The sequence below is a fragment of the Pseudomonas sp. JL3 genome, assembly GCF_031570575.1.
Classification (GTDB): domain Bacteria; phylum Pseudomonadota; class Gammaproteobacteria; order Pseudomonadales; family Pseudomonadaceae; genus Aquipseudomonas; species Aquipseudomonas cucumis.
On sequence record NZ_JAKWJK010000008.1, the window covers coordinates 146683 to 165139 of the forward strand.

At 59.9% G+C, this 18457-nt stretch carries 15 protein-coding genes; 8 read left to right on the top strand and 7 right to left on the bottom strand.

Translation table 11 applies throughout. The features are described 5' to 3' along the window. Positions 1 to 184 precede the first annotated feature (184 nt). The 6 genes from MMG91_RS16140 to MMG91_RS16165 all read left to right on the top strand — a co-directional run bounded on the left by MMG91_RS16140 (position 185) and on the right by MMG91_RS16165 (position 6383). Positions 185 to 1261 (top strand): putative 2-aminoethylphosphonate ABC transporter ATP-binding protein, encoded by a 1077-nt coding sequence (locus MMG91_RS16140; protein ID WP_310660134.1) that lies wholly within the window; start codon positions 185 to 187, stop codon positions 1259 to 1261. Further along, on the top strand, positions 1261 to 2985 hold the full coding sequence (locus tag MMG91_RS16145; protein ID WP_305447300.1) for a putative 2-aminoethylphosphonate ABC transporter permease subunit: 1725 nt from the start codon (positions 1261 to 1263) through the stop codon (positions 2983 to 2985). The genes MMG91_RS16140 and MMG91_RS16145 overlap by 1 nt, the downstream gene beginning before the upstream one ends. Positions 2986 to 3021: 36 nt before the next feature. Then, positions 3022 to 4047: a putative 2-aminoethylphosphonate ABC transporter substrate-binding protein gene (locus tag MMG91_RS16150; protein WP_310660135.1), complete on the top strand. Its 1026-nt coding sequence runs from the start codon at positions 3022 to 3024 to the stop codon at positions 4045 to 4047. A gap of 125 nt (positions 4048 to 4172) precedes the next feature. Next, on the top strand, positions 4173 to 5306 hold the full coding sequence (locus MMG91_RS16155) for a TIGR03364 family FAD-dependent oxidoreductase (protein ID WP_310660136.1): 1134 nt from the start codon (positions 4173 to 4175) through the stop codon (positions 5304 to 5306). Further along, positions 5306 to 5872 (top strand): phosphonate degradation HD-domain oxygenase, encoded by a 567-nt coding sequence (locus tag MMG91_RS16160; RefSeq protein WP_310660137.1) that lies wholly within the window; start codon positions 5306 to 5308, stop codon positions 5870 to 5872. Before MMG91_RS16155 ends, MMG91_RS16160 begins: the two co-directional genes overlap by 1 nt. Positions 5873 to 5957: 85 nt before the next feature. Continuing rightward, entirely contained in the window at positions 5958 to 6383 is a 426-nt protein-coding gene (locus tag MMG91_RS16165; RefSeq protein WP_305503697.1) for a hypothetical protein, read from the top strand. A gap of 10 nt (positions 6384 to 6393) precedes the next feature. Here the strand turns inward: MMG91_RS16165 and MMG91_RS16170 are convergent, their stop codons facing one another. Together MMG91_RS16170 and MMG91_RS16175 are read right to left on the bottom strand one after the other, a co-directional pair. Next, positions 6394 to 7770 carry a GTPase/DUF3482 domain-containing protein gene (locus tag MMG91_RS16170; protein ID WP_310660138.1) on the bottom strand — a complete coding sequence of 459 codons (1377 nt, stop codon included), beginning with the start codon at positions 7768 to 7770 and terminating at the stop codon, positions 6394 to 6396. Continuing rightward, on the bottom strand, positions 7763 to 9142 hold the full coding sequence (locus MMG91_RS16175; RefSeq protein ID WP_310660139.1) for a DUF2868 domain-containing protein: 1380 nt from the start codon (positions 9140 to 9142) through the stop codon (positions 7763 to 7765). Before MMG91_RS16175 ends, MMG91_RS16170 begins: the two co-directional genes overlap by 8 nt. A gap of 85 nt (positions 9143 to 9227) precedes the next feature. Here MMG91_RS16175 and MMG91_RS16180 point away from each other — a divergent pair, with 85 nt between their 5' ends. Further along, the gene (locus tag MMG91_RS16180; protein WP_310660140.1) at positions 9228 to 9740 is read left to right on the top strand and encodes a dihydrofolate reductase; all 513 of its coding nucleotides are present in this window, start codon (positions 9228 to 9230) and stop codon (positions 9738 to 9740) included. A 110-nt stretch (positions 9741 to 9850) separates the two neighbouring features. Here MMG91_RS16180 and MMG91_RS16185 read toward each other — a convergent pair whose 3' ends face one another. Next, positions 9851 to 11242, bottom strand: a complete 1392-nt coding sequence (locus tag MMG91_RS16185; RefSeq protein ID WP_310660141.1) for an L-cystine transporter — start codon at positions 11240 to 11242, stop codon at positions 9851 to 9853. Between the two features lie 239 nt (positions 11243 to 11481). Between MMG91_RS16185 and MMG91_RS16190 the strand changes: the two genes are divergently transcribed. Continuing rightward, the gene (locus MMG91_RS16190) at positions 11482 to 12537 is read left to right on the top strand and encodes a haloacid dehalogenase-like hydrolase (protein WP_310660142.1); all 1056 of its coding nucleotides are present in this window, start codon (positions 11482 to 11484) and stop codon (positions 12535 to 12537) included. Between the two features lie 125 nt (positions 12538 to 12662). On the opposite strand, the gene ilvD is transcribed toward MMG91_RS16190, so the two are convergent. The 4 genes from ilvD to MMG91_RS16210 all read right to left on the bottom strand — a co-directional run bounded on the left by ilvD (position 12663) and on the right by MMG91_RS16210 (position 18028). Next, positions 12663 to 14504 (bottom strand): dihydroxy-acid dehydratase, encoded by a 1842-nt coding sequence (ilvD, locus tag MMG91_RS16195; protein ID WP_237885674.1) that lies wholly within the window; start codon positions 14502 to 14504, stop codon positions 12663 to 12665. A gap of 257 nt (positions 14505 to 14761) precedes the next feature. Then, complete coding sequence (locus MMG91_RS16200; protein WP_310660143.1) at positions 14762 to 15982, bottom strand: MFS transporter; 1221 nt, start codon at positions 15980 to 15982, stop codon at positions 14762 to 14764. Next, positions 15975 to 16952, bottom strand: coding sequence for a diiron oxygenase (locus MMG91_RS16205; RefSeq protein ID WP_310660144.1), 978 nt, complete (start codon positions 16950 to 16952; stop codon positions 15975 to 15977). The genes MMG91_RS16200 and MMG91_RS16205 overlap by 8 nt, the downstream gene beginning before the upstream one ends. Next, positions 16949 to 18028 carry a SagB family peptide dehydrogenase gene (locus MMG91_RS16210; protein WP_310660145.1) on the bottom strand — a complete coding sequence of 360 codons (1080 nt, stop codon included), beginning with the start codon at positions 18026 to 18028 and terminating at the stop codon, positions 16949 to 16951. Before MMG91_RS16210 ends, MMG91_RS16205 begins: the two co-directional genes overlap by 4 nt. Positions 18029 to 18457: the final 429 nt, after the last annotated feature.

The following is an 18457-nucleotide window of genomic DNA, read 5'->3' on the forward strand; positions in this document are numbered from 1 at the left end:
AAGGAATGCAGCCCAGGACGCTCTGCGTCCCAAGAACCGAACGCGGAGCGTCCGTTGAGGGTGGGAACGATCAGGGCTGAACCCAAATCCCCGAATACCACTATCGGCCGTTTTTGCCTCATTGCCACATGACGGACGCATTGCAAACCTAGGATGGCCCTCATCTGCTTGATGAGGTCTGTCCATGAACCACTCGACTGAAACTGCCCTGACCAACCCCGGTGCGCCGATGAAAGTGCGCGGCGTGCAGAAACGCTTCGGCGCGTTCACCGCGCTGGATAACGTTTCCCTCGAGGTGGCGGCTGGTGAGCTGGTGTGCCTCTTGGGGCCGTCGGGCTGTGGCAAAACCACCTTGCTGCGCTGCATCGCCGGCCTTGAGAAACAAGACAGCGGCGAGTTGTACCTCGGCGATCGCGACGTTTCCCACCTGGCACCTCAGGCACGGGACTACGGCATTCTCTTCCAGTCCTACGCACTGTTCCCCAATCTCAGCGTCGAAGCGAACATCGCCTACGGCCTTGCCGGCAGTGGTCGCGATGAAGTGCGTCGGCGCGTCGGTCAGATGCTGGAACTGGTCGGCCTGATCGGCAGTGAGAAAAAATACCCCGGCCAGTTGTCCGGTGGTCAGCAGCAACGGGTGGCACTGGCTCGAGCCTTGGCACCAGCCCCTTCATTGTTGCTGCTGGACGAACCGATGTCGGCGCTCGACGCCCGGGTCCGCGAGCATCTGTGCACCGAACTGCGCCAATTGCAGCGCAACCTCGGTGTCACCACCCTGATGGTCACCCACAATCAGGACGAAGCTATGCTGATGGCCGACCGCATCGCCGTGATGAACAACGGCAAGGTTGAGCAGTACGCAACGCCGCAGGAAATCTACGACCGCCCGGCCACACCGTTTGTGGCGGAGTTCGTCGGTCAGGGCAACTGGCTGCCATTCCACCGCAGCAGCGACAGTCATGCCCAGGTCGGCGGGATGAACATGCGCCTGGCCGAAGGCAGCGCTAAAACCGCCTCGGGCCGTTTGTTCTGCCGCCCCGAGGCCATCAACGTCAACCCGCCGGTGCATGAAGAAAACCTGTTCCCGGCCAAGGTTCGCGAGATCACTTTTCTCGGCAACCGTTGCCGCATGAGCTTCGAGCTTGATCAACTGCCGGGCCATGCGCTATTGGCGGAGTTGGCGCCGGAAGCCATGCCGCGTCTCGGCGCGCAGCAGATCATGGTCGCCTTGCCGCCGCGCAGCTTGCAGGTGTTTGCCTGATGAGCGCGAACGTCGCGCTGCCGATACCGCACAAGCAGGTTCGGCAGACCTCCCGTGCCGAGATCGGCGATCGGCTATTCGTGGTCGGCGGCAAGGTTCTGTTGCTGGTGTTGCTCGGCGTTGCGGTGTTGATGCCGTTACTGGCGATCTTCTGGCGCGGTTTCAGTTCTGAAGCCGGGCAGGGCGGTGGACTGATTGCCGCTCGCGAACTGCTGAGCAGCGCAAATTTCCACTGGTTGCTGGGCAACAGCCTGAAAGTTTCTCTCAGCGTCGCGGCCATTGTCGTACCGCTGGCCTATCTGTTTGCCTACGCTCTGCAACGTACGTTGATTCCCGGTAAAGGCATCTGGCGCGGCATGTCGCTGCTGCCGCTGATGGCGCCGTCGATGCTGCCGGGAATAGCGCTGGTTTATCTGTTCGGCAATCAGGGCATGCTGCGCGGGTTGCTCTCGGACAATATCTACGGCTTCTGGGGCATCGTGCTCGGCGAGGTCATCTACACCTTCCCACACGCCTTGATGATTTTGCTGTCGGCGCTGTCCCTGGCGGACGCGCGACTATTCGATGCTGCTTCAAGCATGGGCGCTAGCCCGGCGAAAGCCTTTCGTAGCATCACTTGGCCGGCGACTCGTCAGGCGGTGTTCGCGGCGTTCTGCCTCGTCTTCACCCTGACCATCACCGACTTCGGCGTGCCCGTGGTGGTCGGGGGTGACTATCAAGTGCTGGCGCTGGAGGCCTACAAAGCGGTGGTCGGCCAGCAACAATTCGGTCGCGGCGCGCTGATCGGCATGGTCTTGCTGCTGCCGGCGCTGTTCAGCTTCGGCGTCGACGCCTGGCTGCGTCGGCGCCATGGCGATTCCATGAGTGGTCGGGCGCAAGTGTTTCAACCGGTTCCATCGAAGCGGCGCGACGCTTGTTATCTGGCCATCGTGCTGTTGATCTGCGCGGTATTGCTGCTGGTGTTCGGCATGGCGGTGTACTCGTCGCTGGTGAAATTCTGGCCGTACAACCTGTCGCTGTCGCTCAACCATTACCAGTTCAACGACACGGCGGGCGGCGGCTGGCTGGCCTACGGCAACAGCGTGAAGATGGCGTTGTGTACGGCGTTGATCGGCAGTGTGCTGATCTTCACTGGCGCTTACCTGATGGAAAAAACCAAGGGCCAGCGCGGACTGAATCTGACACTGCGCATGCTCAGTTTCGTACCGATGGCGGTACCGGGTCTGGTGCTGGGCCTGGGTTACGTCTTCTTCTTCAACCTCACCGGCAACCCGCTGCATGTGCTTTACGGGACCATGACCCTGCTGGTGGTCTGCACCATTGCTCACTATTTGACCACCGCGCAAATGACCGCCACCACCGCGCTGCGCCAACTCGATGCCGAGTTCGAAGCCGCCGCGCTGTCGCTCAAGGCGCCGCTGTACCGGCACTACCTGCGGGTCACCGTGCCGATCTGCCTGCCGGCATTGCTGGACATCGTGCGCTACCTGTTCGTCTCGGCCATGACCACCGTCTCGGCGGCGATCTTCCTCTACAGCCCCGACACTATCCTTGCGGCAGTGGCGGTGCTGAACATGGACGACGCCGGCAACGTCGGCGGCGCGGCGGCGATGTCGACCCTGATTCTGTTCACCTCGGCGGGCGTGTCCCTGCTGCTGGCCTGGGCTTCGCGCGGTTTGTTGCGTCGCTCCCAGGCCTGGCGGCAGACCGCGCCCGGTCATTGATTTGCCCCCATACCTCAACTCAAACAGGAAACGATCATGTTCAAGCCTTTGGCCCTGGCCGCTGCTGTCCTCACCGCTTTCAGCCTGAACGCCTTCGCGGCGAAAACCGAGTTGACGGTGTACACCGCCCTCGAAGCTGAACAGCTGAAGACCTACAAAGAGGCCTTTGAAAAGGCCAACCCGGAGGTCGAGATCAAGTGGGTGCGCGATTCCACCGGCATCATCACCGCCAAACTCCTGGCCGAAAAAGCCCGCCCGCAAGCTGACGCAGTGTGGGGCTTGGCGGCGTCGAGCCTGGCGATTCTCGATCAGCAAGGGATGCTGCAAAGCTACGCACCGAAGGACCTGGGCAAGATCGGCGGCAACTACCGCGACGCGGCCAACCCGCCAGCCTGGATCGGCATGGACGTCTGGGCCGCGACCATTTGCTTCAACACCGTCGAGGCCGAAAAGCAGGGTTTGAGCAAGCCCGTGAGCTGGCAGGACCTGACCAAGCCTGAGTACAAAGGCAAGATCGTCATGCCCAATCCGGCTTCGTCCGGCACCGGTTTCCTTGACGTCAGCGCCTGGCTGCAAACCTTCGGCGAGAAGCAGGGCTGGCAGTACATGGACGACCTGCACCAGAACATCGGCCAATACGTTCACTCCGGTTCCAAGCCGTGCAAACTCGCCGCCGCCGGGGAATTCCCGATCGGTATTTCCTTCGAATATCCGGCCGTTCAGTTGAAACGCCAGGGCGCGCCGCTGGACATCATCCTGCCGAAAGAAGGCCTGGGCTGGGAGATCGAAGCCACCGCCGTGATCAAAGGCACACCGCACGAAGACGCGGCGAAGAAGCTGGCTGATTTCTCTGCAAGCCCGGCGGCGATGGAGCTTTATAAAGAGAACTTCGCCGTGCTCGCGCAACCGGGTATCGCCAAGCCGCAGACTGAGCTGCCGGCGGATTATGAGCAGCGTTTGATCAAGAACGACTTTGCCTGGGCCTCGAAGCATCGCGACGAGATCCTCACCGAATGGCGCAAGCGTTATGACGGCAAGTCCGAGAAAGTGGCTGCCAAGTAAGCACCGCCGATCGTTCCCACGCTCTGCGTGGGAATGCAGCAAAGGACGCTCCGCGTCCCCTGTGGCACAGAGCGTCACGGGATTCATTCCCACGCGGAGCGTGGGAACGATCATTGGGGAACTCCATGACTCAACACAACGACATGCTGATCGTCGGCGCCGGCATTCTCGGCCTGTCCCACGCCTATGCCGCCGCCAGACGCGGTCTGAAAGTCACCGTTTTCGAGCGCAGCGAAACGCCATTCGGCGCTTCGGTGCGCAATTTCGGCCAGGCACTGGTTACCGGCCAGCCCCCCGGCCCAATGCTGGAACTGGCCAAGGCCAGCCGCGACATCTGGGGCCAATGGGCGCAATTGGCCGGCTTGCAACTCAAGCGCAACGGCTCTTATCTGTTCGCCCGTACCGAAGCGGAAGAACACCTGCTCGAAGCCTTCTGCGTCGGTCGCGCCGTGGAACACGGTTACCGCGTCGACCTGCTGCGCAGTGCGGCATTGCGCGATTTATACGGCGGCCAGTTCAGCCATCACCGCGCTGCGTTGCACGGCATGGACGACCAGCAGCTGTATTCCCGCGAAGCAATTCCGGCGTTGATCGACTACCTGCGCCGCGAATTGGGCGTCGAGTTTCACTTCTCCACGCTTGTGCGCGACATCGAGCCGGGTCGACTGCACAGCACCGCCGGTACCTTCAGCGCCGAGCAGATCATCGTCTGTTCCGGTCACGACTATCAGACCTTGCTGGCCGAGCCGATTGCTGCACTTAACCCGCAAATCTGCCGCCTGCAAATGCTCCGCGCCCGCCCGCAATTCAACCTCAACCTGCAACACGCGCTGCTCACCGGGTTGAGTTGCGTGCACTACGGCGCCTTCGCCGATCTGCCGGAAGCGGCGGCGGTGCAGGCGCAGATTCTGCGCGAGGCGCCTCATCTGCATGAAAACGGCATTCACCTGCTGATCAGCCCGACACCGTACGGTGAGTTGATCATCGGCGACTCCCACCATTACGGCAGCGATCCGTCACCGTTCAATGCCGAGCAGGTGGACGACTGGATGCTCGAGCTGGCCGAGCAGACGTTGGGCTGCAAGGTGCAAGTGATCGAGCGCTGGCAGGGTGTTTACGGTTCGCGCGGGTCGGGGCCGTTCTCCTTTCTGCGGCCGATGCCGGGTGTGAGCGTGGCGCTGATGCACACCGGTGTCGGCATGAGCGTCGGGCCGGCGCTGGCTGAGCGTAACGTCGCGACCTTATTGGGAGACAGTTGATGGACCGCCATGAGCAAGTGATCGCCGAGGTGTTCGGTCTGTACGAACGGTTTGGCGATAACGACTACATCGGTGAACCGGTGTCGCAGATCGAGCACATGTCGCAAGCCGCCGAACTGGCGATGGCCGAGGGCTTCGATGATGAAGTGGTGCTGGCGGCGTTCTTTCACGACATCGGGCACCTCTGTGCCGAGGGGGGCGAGAGCATGGGTGGCTTCGGGGTGGTCAGCCATGAGCGTTTGGGCGCCGATTATTTGCGTCGCGCCGGTTTCAGCGAACGCATGGCGCGGCTGGTGGAATATCACGTGCAGGCCAAGCGTTATCTGACGCTCAAAGAGCCTGGGTACTACGAGCGTTTGAGTGAAGCCAGTCGGCGGACGCTGGAATATCAGGGTGGGGTGATGAGTGCTGAAGAGGCTGAGGCTTTTGAGTGCGATCCATTGTGCGAGGTCAGTCTGCGGATGCGTCAGTGGGATGAGCGCGCCAAGGACATGGACGTGCCGGTGATGGACCTCGACGTCTTGAAGCGCAAGGTTGCGGGCCTGTTGTCCGGCGCTCTGCGCTGAGTTGTCTGACACACGATAGGGAATCGGTTTATGGATCAACGCGCGTCGAAGCATCAATCTGGCCTTTTCGCAAAGGAGTGTATGGATGCATTTTTTGAAAGTGATTGCACAGGATCGAAGCGGGAACGGCTCGGCAGATACCGTCGCTTTCCAGTTTTTTGAAGGTGAACAGTTGCAGCGCGAGGCGACAGACGCGGATCGTCAACAGCTCAAGTCTTTTGGCAAAACGTACTTGAAGTGCGCCTGGTATAACGCGGATGAAGCTGAGGAGCGGCACTTGCGCATCTTCTCGCAGAATCCATCCGCTGACGGTACGCCTGAGACGGTACGACTGCATTTTCATGACGGACCGAGGATTGCCTACAAGGCTGCGGTCCGCGATCTGGATAACGATGGGGTTTTTGAGTGGGTATTGAGCTCGGATGTGGACAATGACGGGCGAGCGAACAGGACCGATCGTAGCCGCGTGAAGGCATTGGCCAAAGAGTTTCTGAAACTGGATTGGCGCTGACGATCATTGGTTAAAGCTGCTGCGCCAACACCTCAACCTGATCCTGCCGCTCCGCCTGATTCACCTTCGAATGAGGATTGAGCGACGACCACTGCGGATGCGCCCGTGCCTTGTTCAGCGCTTCGGGCAGTTTGCCTTCGCGCCAGGTTTTGTCCTGCGGCGTGGCGACCTGAATACTGTCCATCGCCGCGTGGCCACGGGAATTCAGGGCCTGCAGCAATTGCCGTTGGCGCAAGGCCAACAGCCGCAGCACGCTGTCGTCGACGGTCAGTTCTCTCTGGCCTTTGATCTTGCCCAGCAGGCGGCTGCCGTAACTGCGGGCGGTTTGCAGGGCGCCGCCGGCAATTGCTCCGGCCAGCGCCGCGGCGCCGAGGGTCAGGCCGCCCACCAGCAAGTCGACCCCGGCCCCGGCTGCCGCGCCAGCCGCGATGCCACCGCCGACCCGCACACCGAGCTGTTTCAGGGTTTCCGGGTTGAACAGGTCATCGCCCCAGCGGCCATCGAGCAACGGCAAGTCACTGGCCGCCGCATCTTGTGGGCGGAAGGCGTAGAGCTTGAGCAAGGCCTCGACGCAGCGTTGTTCGCGCTGACGCACTGCTTTGCGCAGTTCGCTGATCGCTTGCTGTTCCTGCGCCGCCTCGCTGGCCACACTGCGCCGGCAGGCGGCGCAATCGATCAATAAATCGGCAATCAGCCGCGCTGCACTCTGCTGGCGGGCCAGGCGTTGGGCTTGCTGGTCGGCGATCAATCGCTCCAGTTGTGCGCGGGAATTTTCCAGCAGCAGCGCGAGGCTTTCATAGAGTCGACGCTCGCCATCTTCCGGTGGCGCGACGCTGTCGAAACGCACCAAAGCATGCAAGCCCAATCGCGCCAGGGCTTCACGCCAATCAGGTTCACGATGCTGGGCGCTGCTGACAAAATTCAACACCGGCAGCAGCGGTTTGCCGCAACTGGCCAACACTGCCAGTTCGTCGCGGTACTTGGCCAGCACCGGCTCCCGGGCGTCGATCACATAGAGGCCGGCGTCCGAGGCGAGCAGTTGCCGCAGCACCTTGGCTTCCTGTTCGAAGCGCTGCCGGGCTTCGCTGCCCTCAAGGAATCGTGCCAGTCGTGCCGGACCATCGAGACGTTCGCCGGGACGTTCCAGGCGCTCGAGGTAGTCGAGCAGGGCGATGGCGTCTTCCAGGCCCGGAGTGTCGAAGAGATCAAGCAACGGCTCGCCGTCTACCGACAATCGCGCGCCTTCGACGTGGCGCGTGGTGCTGGGGCGATGGGACACGTCGCCGAAGCCGACATCTCGGGTCAGCGTTCGCAGCAATGAGGTTTTGCCGACGTTGGTGTGGCCGACCACGGCGAGCTTCAAGGGCTGTTTCCAGGTATCAGTCATGACCCGTCTCCAGCCAGTTCAACGGCGCGCAATCGGCGAACGGCAGGTCCAGTTGTTTTAGCGCGACATGCCAGTCGCCCAGGCGTTCGGCATCCAGCGCTTCGCCGGGCGGCGCTTGCAACAACCACACGCGGGTGGCGCTGGCGCTGCGAGCCAATTCGGCAATCAGCGCCAGGCTGCCACGGTCCGGCGAACGTCGGGGGTCGCAGGCGATGGCCAGACGAGCCGGTGGGAAACGACTCAGCTGTTCGAGCAGTTTGTGCCGGGATTCGCGGCTGTCGAGGACGCCGGCGTTGTTGACGTTTTTCGGTAACTGCGGCGGCCAGGGGCGTTGGTCGTCCAGTTCGATGGCCACCAACAGCGCGCCATCGCTTTGCAGATCGCTGGCAGCATTTTCAACCCGATGAAGTTGTTCTGGCGCGGCATCGCTGATGCCCAGGCGTTCGCTGGTGGGCATCAGCCGTTCGCGCAGTTGGGCGTAGCCGGGCAGGTTCAAATCCAGATGCAGGGCTGCTTGACCGGTTTTCCAGCGCCACAGGCAGAACAATGCGAGCAATAAGCGCGGCAAAACGCCGTATACCAGCAGCACCCCAACCAGCCACGCCGCCCAGGCCTGGCGGGCGCTTTCTATGTTCAGCGCGGCATCACCGCTGGCCTGGATCATTTCCACGCTGGGCACACTGAAACCGAGCAAGGCCGGCAGAGCACCGAGGGCCTGGGTCATGGCGACGAAGGTGTCGCCGCCGAGAATGGTGGTTTCCCAGACGAAGCCGTAACGCCGGGTCGCCATCAGCGTCAGCACCATCACCAAGGCGTTAAGCATCGCCAACAACCACAATCCATTGACCAGTACACCAAGCGCCCAACGATTGAGTTTTTGCCGTTGCAGCAACAGCAGCAGGGCCGGCGCCAATTGCGCAGCATTGGCATCGCGGGCGAGTTTTTCACTGAGCCACAGCCACAAGCGCCCGAGGGCGGCGCCTTGTTCACCGGCAAACACCAGGCCCAGGGCCCAACTCAGCAATAAAATCAGATTCAGCCCGAGCAGGCTGCCCAGCGCCCAGAACACATTGACCGGGGCCTGGCCGTCGCCTAGCGCGGCAAACGCCAGGCCGGCGCCGCTGATTACGGCCAGAACGGCCAGCACGATCAGCGCCAGGCGCGCACCTTGCAGCCAATGTTTGAGGGCGTGGGTCTGCCCGTCGCGCTCGGCCAGCCACAGGGCGCGGCGTTGAATGCGCGTAGGCAGGTCGCCGCCGACGCTACGGGCGATTCGGTTGGCTTCCAGATCATCCAAGGGGCCTGCGTGTTCTTCACGCAGGCGTATGGTTTCGCTCAACCAGAGGTTTTGCAGTGGAGTCAGTTCAGTCACGCGGCTTCCCGTCGCTTAATTGAGCGGTGAGCATAACCGCTGTGACGCTTATCGGGGTAAGGGAGGCTCTGGTATCCTCGCCGACATGACTAAATCACTCCCCCTCAGCCTGATCGCAGCCCTCGGTGAAAACCGTGTGATCGGCGTCGACAACAGCATGCCCTGGCACTTGCCGGGGGACTTCAAATACTTCAAGGCCACCACCCTCGGCAAGCCGATCATCATGGGTCGCAAGACCTGGGATTCCCTCGGTCGTCCGCTGCCGGGCCGGCTGAACATCGTGGTCAGCCGTCAGGTGAATCTGCAGCTGGAAGGCGCGGAGGTTTATCCGTCGCTGGAAGCAGCGGTGGTTCGGGCGCAGGAATGGGCGAACGAGCAGGGCGTCGATGAGGTGATGCTGATTGGCGGGGCGCAGTTGTATGCGCAAGGTCTGGAGCAGGCCGATCGGCTGTACCTGACCCGCGTGGCGCTGAGCCCGGAAGGGGATGCGTGGTTTCCGGCGTTTGATGTGAACCAGTGGAAGCTGGTGTCGAATGTTCCGAACCCGGCGGAGGGTGACAAGCCGGCGTATAGCTTTGAGGTGTGGGAGCGCACATAGATCGTTCCCACGCTCTGCGTGGGAATGCAGCCCGTGACGCTCCGCGTCACTGGACGCGGAGCGTCCCTTGAGGCATTCCCACGCCGGAGCGTGGGAACGATCGGTACGGGTTAAGCGTGAGCCAACTCCGAATGCTCATCCGCATCCAGCAGCGCTTTATCCGTCTGCTGCATCATCTGGCTGGTGATCGCCCCAGCGGTGATCGAGCCACTGACGTTCAACGCCGTACGACCCATATCAATCAGCGGCTCAACCGAAATCAGCAACGCCACCAGTGACACCGGCAAACCCATGGCCGGCAGCACGATCAACGCGGCGAAGGTCGCGCCACCACCGACCCCGGCCACACCGGCTGAACTCAGCGTCACTATCGCCACCAACGTCGCGATCCACAGCGGATCCAGCGGGTTGATGCCCACGGTCGGCGCGACCATCACCGCCAACATCGCCGGGTACAGACCGGCACAGCCGTTCTGGCCAATGGTCGCGCCAAACGAAGCGGCGAAACTGGCGATGGACTGCGGAATGCCCAAACGGCGGGTCTGGGCTTCGATGCTCAGCGGAATGGTGGCGGCGCTGGAGCGGCTGGTGAAGGCAAACGTCAGCACCGGCCAGATCTTGCGGAAGAAGCGCAGCGGGTTGATCCCGGCCGCCGACACCAGCACGCCATGTACCACAAACATCAAGCCCAGGCCGATGTAGGACACCACCACAAAACTGCCGAGCTTGATGATGTCTTGCAAATTGGAGCCGGCAACCACTTTGGTCATCAGCGCCAATACGCCGTACGGGGTCAGCTTCATCACCAGACGTACCAGACGCATCACCCAGGCTTGCAGGGTGTCGATGGCGTTGATCACTTTCTGACCTTTCTCGACATCATCCTTGAGCAGTTGCAGCGCCGCGACTCCAAGGAATGCCGCAAAAATCACCACACTGATGATCGAAGTCGGTTTGGCGCGAGCGAGGTCGGCGAACGGATTTTGCGGGATGAATGACAGCAGCAGCTGCGGCACATTCAGGTCAGCGACCTTGCCCGCGTAATCGTTCTGAATGGTTTGCAGGCGAGCCATTTCCTGGGTGCCGGCGACCAGGCCTTCGGCGGTAAGGCCGAACAGGTTGGTCAGGCCGATACCGATCAGCGCCGCGATAGCGGTGGTGAACAGCAAAGTGCCGATGGTCAGGAAGCTGATCTTGCCCAGCGACGAAGCGTTGTGCAGGCGCGCCACGGCGCTGAGGATCGAGGCGAACACCAGCGGGATCACGATCATTTGCAGCAACTGCACGTAACCGTTGCCCACCAGATCGAACCAACCGATCGAGGCTTTCAGTACCGGGTTGCCCGCACCATAAATCGTGTGCAGGGCGACACCGAATACCACGCCAAGAACCAGCGCCAGCAACACCTTTTTCGCCAGGCTCCAGGTGGTGTGGCGGGTTTGCGCCAGGCCGTAAAGCAAGGCGAGGAATACCAGCAGATTGAGGATCAGCGGCATATTCATAGAGGCTCCATAGACTTGTGCCAGCCACCTTCGTGTGTGACTGCGAACCGGCAAGCCTAACAGCTTGATATGTAATGAATTAATATCAAAAATAGCGGTCGACTGTCGTTTTTGGAATAAGCCGATGGCGCTGTAAGGAATGCGGCTGACGGAATCAGGATGCAAGCAGTCGCGGGCAGGCGGGGACTGTCATACAGATTTGTTAGCGTCGAATCTCTTTGAATCAGGGAGAAACGCCGATGAAGCTTGCACCGAAATTTTTGGCTGCCGTATTCTGCTTGGGCCTTGCCGGCCAGGCGCTCGCTACTGACCTGAAGCACTGGCCAGCCGATCAGGCCAAGGCGCTGGACGCGATGATCGCAGCCAATGCCAACAAAGGTAACTTCGCGGTGTTCGACATGGACAACACCAGTTACCGCTACGACCTCGAAGAGTCGTTGCTGCCGTTCATGGAAAACAAGGGCTTGATCACCCGCGAGAGCCTCGATCCCTCCCTGAAATTGATCCCGTTCAAGGACACCGCCGACCATAAGGAAAGCCTGTTCAGCTACTACTATCGCCTCTGCGAAATCGATGACATGGTTTGCTACCCATGGGTCGCCCAAGTGTTTTCCGGCTTCACGCTTCAGGAACTCAAGGGCAACGTTGATGAGCTGATGGCGTCTGGCAAACCGGTGCCGAGCACTTATTACGAAGGCGACGTGGTCAAGACCATCGACGTCAACCCGCCGAAAATCTTCACCGGTCAAAAAGAGCTCTACAACAAGCTGATGGAGAACGGCATCGAGGTCTATGTTATGACCGCCGCCTCTGAAGAATTGGTGCGCATGGTCGCCTCCGATCCGAAGTACGGCTACAACGTCAAACCACAGAACGTGATCGGCGTGAGCTTGCTGCTCAAGGACCGCAAGACCGGCGAGTTGACCACGACGCGCAAGCAGGTCACCGCTGGCAAGTATGACGAGAAGGCCAACCTGGGCCTCGAACTGACCCCGTACCTGTGGACCCCGGCCACCTGGATGGCGGGTAAACAGTCGGCGATCCTGACGTACATCGATGAATGGAAAAAACCGGTCCTGGTGGGTGGCGATACCCCGACCAGCGACGGCTACATGCTGTTCCACAGCGTCGATGTGTCCAAGGGCGGCATCCATTTGTGGGTCAACCGCAAAGACAAATACATGACCCAGATTAACGGCATGATGGCCAAAAACGCAGCAGCCCAGGCGAAAGAAGGGTTGGCGGTGACGGCTGACAAGAACTGGGTGATCGTGAAGCCTGAAGATATCCAGTAGGAATTGATCGTTGATCGTTCCCACGCTCTGCGTGGGAATGCAGCCCTTGAGGCATTCCCACGCGGGAGCGTGGGAACGATCAGCCCCGCACTCGGCGGGGCATTTTTTTGTCCAACGGTTAAGTATTACAGCCCGTCGAGCATCGCCTTGTTACGTACCGCACCCTTGTCGGCGCTGGTGGCCAACAGGGCATAGGCTTTCAGCGCAGTGGTCACTTTACGTGGACGCACTTCCACCGGTTTCCAGCCTTTCTTGTCTTGCTCGGCACGGCGCGCGGCCATTTCTTCATCGCTGATCAACAGGTTGATCGAGCGGTTTGGAATGTCGATCAGTACCTTGTCGCCATCCTGCACCAGACCGATCGCGCCGCCGGCGGCGGCTTCTGGCGAAGCGTGGCCGATGGACAGGCCCGAAGTACCGCCAGAGAAACGGCCGTCGGTGAGCAGGGCGCACGCTTTGCCCAGGCCTTTGGATTTCAGGTAAGACGTCGGGTACAGCATTTCCTGCATGCCCGGGCCGCCTTTCGGGCCTTCGTAGCGAATGATCACGATGTCGCCGGCCTTCACTTCGTCGGCGAGGATGCCGCGTACGGCGCTGTCCTGGCTTTCGAAGATCTTCGCATTGCCTTCGAAGACGTGGATCGACTCGTCGACGCCGGCGGTTTTCACCACGCAACCGTCCAGCGCGATGTTGCCGTACAGAACGGCCAGGCCGCCTTCTTTCGAGTAAGCGTGTTCGACACTGCGGATGCAGCCGTTTTCACGGTCGTCGTCCAGGGTTTCCCAACGGGTCGACTGGCTGAACGCGGTTTGCGTCGGGATGCCCGCCGGGCCGGCCTTGAAGAAGTGATGCACGGCTTCGTCGGTGGTCTGGGTGATGTCCCACTTGGCGATGCCTTCGGCCATGGTCTTGCTGTGCACGGTCGGCAGGTCGGTGTGCAACAGACCGCCACGGGCCAGGGAACCGAGGATGCTGAAGATCCCGCCGGCACGGTGGACGTCTTCCATGTGGTACTTCTGGATGTTCGGCGCAACTTTGCACAGTTGCGGTACATGGCGGGAGAGGCGGTCGATGTCGCGCAGGTCGAAATCGATCTCGGCTTCCTGGGCCGCGGCCAGCAAGTGCAGGATGGTGTTGGTGGAACCGCCCATGGCGATGTCCAGGGTCATGGCGTTTTCGAACGCCTTGAAGTTGGCGATGTTGCGGGGCAACACCGACTCATCGTTCTCCCCGTAGTAACGCTTGCACAGCTCGACGATGGTGCGACCGGCTTGCAGGAACAGCTGTTCGCGGTCGCTGTGGGTGGCCAGGGTCGAACCGTTGCCCGGCAATGCCAGGCCCAGGGCTTCAACCAGGCAGTTCATCGAGTTGGCGGTGAACATGCCAGAGCAGGAGCCGCACGTCGGGCAGGCGCTGCGCTCGTACTCGGCGACTTTCTCATCGGATGCGCTGGAGTCGGCGGCGATCACCATGGCATCGACCAGGTCGAGACCGTGGCTGGCCAGCTTGGTCTTGCCGGCTTCCATCGGGCCGCCGGACACGAAGATCACCGGGATGTTCAGGCGCAGGGAGGCCATCAGCATGCCTGGGGTGATCTTGTCGCAGTTGGAGATGCAGACGATGGCGTCGGCGCAGTGGGCGTTGACCATGTATTCGACGGAGTCGGCGATGATCTCGCGGCTCGGCAGCGAATAGAGCATGCCGTCGTGGCCCATGGCGATGCCGTCATCCACGGCGATGGTGTTGAATTCTTTGGCGACACCGCCGGCCCGTTCGATTTCGCGAGCGACCAGTTGCCCCAGATCCTTGAGGTGCACATGGCCCGGTACGAACTGGGTAAAGGAGTTGGCAATGGCGATGATCGGCTTCTTGAAGTCGTCATCTTTCATCCCCGTGGCGCGCCACAGTGCGCGGGCACCGGCCATGTTGCGGCCGTGGGTGGATGTTTTCGAGCGGTAATCAGGCATGAAGCACTCCGGGCGGCTAATCAGGTAACAAAGGGGAAGTGAGCTTCTATTGACGTCTGGAACACTCAGAAATGGCCGTGTGTCCGGAAGTTGCCGATAACTTTGCGGGATCGCCGCGCGCTTCAGCTTCAGCTCATAAACCCGCCGGGGGATGAATGGCGATGAATCTCGCGATTCTACACCGCTGGCGTCAGGAGGGAATGCCGGAAAGTGTTGATCCGGCACTGACGAGGCGTGTGGGATGACGGCCGGTGGGATTATTCGACGCTTGGGCTGACTCCCAGGCTTTTGGCTCGACTGTTGATATGGCTGTTAAGTACCAGCGCCACGCCGCTCAGGATGATGAAGCTGTATCCCAGGGTGGATTGCAAATTGGCCGGGCTCAAGCTGATAAGTGCACTGATCAAACCGCCGCAGATGAAAATCACCGTGCTGCCGGCCGACGCCGAGGTTCCTGCATTTTCAGGGAACAGGCTCATGGCTTTTGAGGTGGCGGCCGGTCGGACGATAGTGGTACCGGCGGTACAGACGAGCATCGGTACAAGGACGGTGGCTGCTGACAGCGCAAAATGACTTGAAAGATAAAGCATGATCAGGCCGGACAGCAGGATCAGGCTCAGCCCGCTGATGATCTGATGACCCTGACTCATGTATCTACCCAGCACAATCGCAACGCTGCCGCCGACGATGTAGGCGCCGCCATATACCAGCAGGATCAACGAGAAGTCATAGGGCGATAGCTGGAGTTGATCCATGAAAATCAGTGGTGAAATCACGATGAAAGAAAAATGGCAGGCGAAAGCAAAGGCTGAAATCAGCCAGTAGGACAGGAAGTCGAAATTGCACAAGACCCGGCGGTAGGGCTGGAAGATATTTGGTCGCGCTCCAGTTGCCGTCGGCCGAGTGTTTTCGAGAAGAAAACAGGCTTTGAACAGCACTATCCCAGCCAGTGCGGTAAACACCCAGAAGCTGCCCTGCCAATCCAGGGTGGCTTGCAGGAACGTACCGGCCAACGGTGAGACCGAGATGAAAATGCCGGTGGCGGTGACCATCAGAATCCGCAATCGGTCGCGTTCCTCACCCTTGAACAGATCCTGAACCAGAGCCTGTGACAGGACGAAACACCCGCAGCCGAGCGCCTGAATGACACGGAACAGCAGGAAATGGACATAGTCCGTGGTCAGAATGCAGCCCACTGCACCGAGCATCGAAACGGCTATTCCGGCGAGTAACAGTCCTTTACGCCCGATCACATCCGACAGCGGCCCGATCAGCAGTTGAGAGGCCGCTATACCGACAGCAAACAGACTGATCGACAGCGCGATGTCGGCCGGCGTGCTGCGAAAGTGTTCGGCGAGCGCTGGGAACGACGGAAGCAGGACATCCAGCGGGAACACGCCAAGCAACACCATTGCCAACAACAGGCTGACCGCCCCTCGACGTTGTTTGACGGTTGGCTCAGATCGTCCTTCATCCATCGATAAGTCCTGCCTTCATGAACAGTTGCTGGTTGTAAGGCAGGTCGAAGAAACCGGCCTTTTTCAAAGCCTGAAGCGTCGCCCCGGCGCCGGATCGCGCACGCAGAAGGGTGGCTTGGGGGCTGGTCAGTTTGCCGAGAACCTCCGTGGCGGCGGTCTCGCCGATACCCGCGCCGTACAGGCTTTCCCGCAGCCATCGCTCATCGACCTCGAAGAAAATCCGGATGATGTCCAGCAGCAGCCTGGCAGCGAACGTGCGTTGGCGGCTGTTCATCGTCAGCCACAGGTAATGGAACACTTCAGAGAAATAGCGACTGTGGCGAGCCTCGTCCGCGAGATGCTCCCTGAGCATTGCCTGGACGCTGGACACCAGATCGTCACGGCAGACGTCGAGCAGTTCTTTGGCAATGATCGTCTCCGACACGAACCCGACGAGAAACCAGGCCAGCGCCCGGTGTTTGTCAGGTGTGCGCTCGAGCAAAGTATTCAATCGCGTGATGCGGTGCGGCATGACCGGGCGCAGGCTGATCCCGTAGACCCCGGCAATCTGTTCGGCGAGGCTATTGGAGAACAGGGCGTGATAACCCTCGTCGGTATAAAGCTGAAGTGCAGCGGTCTTCATCCGTGGGGGAATGTTGACCTTCAATTCACCGTGGATGATGGTCTCCACGGCGCGGTTGACGATGCGATGTTCGAGCACGGTGGTGTAGTCGAGGAAGTACACCAGATGATTGGCCGACAGCCGATGGATGACGGTTTTCCCCAGCGCTTCGATAGCCGGGTGATTCAGATAAGCCAGGAAGCCTGGGGGAAACCAGTGACGTGTTTCCAGTTGCTGTTCCAGATCTGGGGGCAATAGATAGTCATGCTCGCTGGTGCGCACCGACGCGCGGGTATTCCAGTCGCCGAGGGTGAAGCGCAGAGACCAGGAAACGGGACGGTCTGACGGGGCAATGATGGCGGCGGTCATTGTTGCGGCTCCCGACGGCTGAGCAGATCTTTCAATTCCTTGCACATCACCTGTCCGTCGCTGTGGCCACAGCCGACAAAAAACAAGGGTTGTTCTGCGTTGTCCTCGAGCCCCAGCAATGTTTCGACCTGATCGTCCGTCAGTGCTCCGGTCAGCCACGTGTTCAGCCCCAGTGCGGTGGCCACGAGTTGAAAGGTCTGGGAAATATGGCCTGCCTCGACGTAAGCCATTCGGTAGGCTCGTGAGTGTTCATATTTCCACCACAACTTGTCGAAGCGAGCAGTAATGAACAGGCCCACGGGCAGGTTATTGATGAAATGTTGCCCACACAGCAACTGCCCCAGTGGCGAGTCAGGTGCCGGGTTGACGAAGCTCAGGGCATGATTGGTGGAATGGTAGGCGTAGAGCCCGGGGGGCAGGCCGCTGACGTTCTGTACATAAAGAAAGCCTTCGCAAGCATTCAGGCCTCCACCGGACGGGCTGCTGCGTCGGGCACCGAGGCCTTCGACAATGGTTTCGTCGACGTCGTTTTCGCGCTCATGCAAGTAGCCCAGGGACAGGTAAAGCAGTGTGCCGACATCTTCCAGTGAAATCGCTTCATCCGTGAAGGTGCGGCAGGTTTTTCGGCCGATCAGGACGTTGGCAAGAGAATCCTTCGGCAGGCAGGAAGGTTCTGGCAGGGCAATCAGCTCGCGTGCCTGACGTTCTGTGAGTCTGGCGTTCGGTGCGGGTGCTTCCAGTACTTCGGTGCAATGGTCCAGATAGTGTCTCGACCATTCATGAATATTCTGAGGAACATGTTCGCAGGGAATGTTTTTGGTGCCGATATGGAATATTTTCGACAGTTCATCCCAGCCCCATTCAATAGTGTCTTGTATTGAGGTGGTCAATATTCCGGAGTTTAGAAGTTGAGTGTCTACTATGTTGCTGTCGTTATACAGTTCTGGGTTGTTGATAAGTTGTGCAAGCCGGGTTGAATGTTCCAGATTAAGTTCAAATTGTTTGTGGTTTTTGTAATCCCAGACTATTTGGCCGGGCGTACGGGGAAGTATGAACAGGTATGAATTTATCTGCATGATGGGCGGTTTACTCTGGGCTGTGTCATAGAAAACGCTGGGTAGCCGGCACTCCCCAGCGTCTCATTTACTTAACGGGCTTTTGGCGCAACCAGAAAAGCCAGATTAGCGATCTTGTTAGCTTCCAGAGTAATTGCTTTCATGTTTTAAACTCCTTGTCATTGATAGTAAGTGTCACTTCGCGGTGACAACTTAATCATAGGCTGTAATGGGCTCTTATCAAGGGGATGTTAAGTAGGAATGCTCCAGTAATTTTGTCGGAACGATCTGAGGGTTAAAGCAAGTTTGTAGGTTATTTGCTTTTAAGTAAGAGATGCAGGGAAACGTCCTGCAAGTCAGTAGGACCGCAAGAGTAAGAAGCCAGGATTGAAGAGTGGATGTCGTGGCGTTAAAACGGCTGACGGAGAGCCTGTTGGCTCCCCGTCAAAC

What these genes read in the sequence shown, in the direction of transcription:
- MMG91_RS16150 (WP_310660135.1), top strand. Translation starts at nt 3,022, where the DNA reads ATGTTCAAGCCTTTGGCCCTGGCCGCTGCTGTCCTCACCGCTTTCAGC.
- MMG91_RS16205 (WP_310660144.1), bottom strand. Translation starts at nt 16,952, where the DNA reads ATGACCGCCGCCATCATTGCCCCGTCAGACCGTCCCGTTTCCTGGTCT.
- MMG91_RS16190 (WP_310660142.1), top strand. Translation starts at nt 11,482, where the DNA reads ATGAAGCTTGCACCGAAATTTTTGGCTGCCGTATTCTGCTTGGGCCTT.
- MMG91_RS16180 (WP_310660140.1), top strand. Translation starts at nt 9,228, where the DNA reads ATGACTAAATCACTCCCCCTCAGCCTGATCGCAGCCCTCGGTGAAAAC.
- MMG91_RS16155 (WP_310660136.1), top strand. Translation starts at nt 4,173, where the DNA reads ATGACTCAACACAACGACATGCTGATCGTCGGCGCCGGCATTCTCGGC.
- MMG91_RS16140 (WP_310660134.1), top strand. Translation starts at nt 185, where the DNA reads ATGAACCACTCGACTGAAACTGCCCTGACCAACCCCGGTGCGCCGATG.
- MMG91_RS16210 (WP_310660145.1), bottom strand. Translation starts at nt 18,028, where the DNA reads ATGCAGATAAATTCATACCTGTTCATACTTCCCCGTACGCCCGGCCAA.
- MMG91_RS16170 (WP_310660138.1), bottom strand. Translation starts at nt 7,770, where the DNA reads ATGACTGATACCTGGAAACAGCCCTTGAAGCTCGCCGTGGTCGGCCAC.
- MMG91_RS16160 (WP_310660137.1), top strand. Translation starts at nt 5,306, where the DNA reads ATGGACCGCCATGAGCAAGTGATCGCCGAGGTGTTCGGTCTGTACGAA.
- ilvD (WP_237885674.1), bottom strand. Translation starts at nt 14,504, where the DNA reads ATGCCTGATTACCGCTCGAAAACATCCACCCACGGCCGCAACATGGCC.
- MMG91_RS16200 (WP_310660143.1), bottom strand. Translation starts at nt 15,982, where the DNA reads ATGGATGAAGGACGATCTGAGCCAACCGTCAAACAACGTCGAGGGGCG.
- MMG91_RS16165 (WP_305503697.1), top strand. Translation starts at nt 5,958, where the DNA reads ATGCATTTTTTGAAAGTGATTGCACAGGATCGAAGCGGGAACGGCTCG.
- MMG91_RS16145 (WP_305447300.1), top strand. Translation starts at nt 1,261, where the DNA reads ATGAGCGCGAACGTCGCGCTGCCGATACCGCACAAGCAGGTTCGGCAG.
- MMG91_RS16185 (WP_310660141.1), bottom strand. Translation starts at nt 11,242, where the DNA reads ATGAATATGCCGCTGATCCTCAATCTGCTGGTATTCCTCGCCTTGCTT.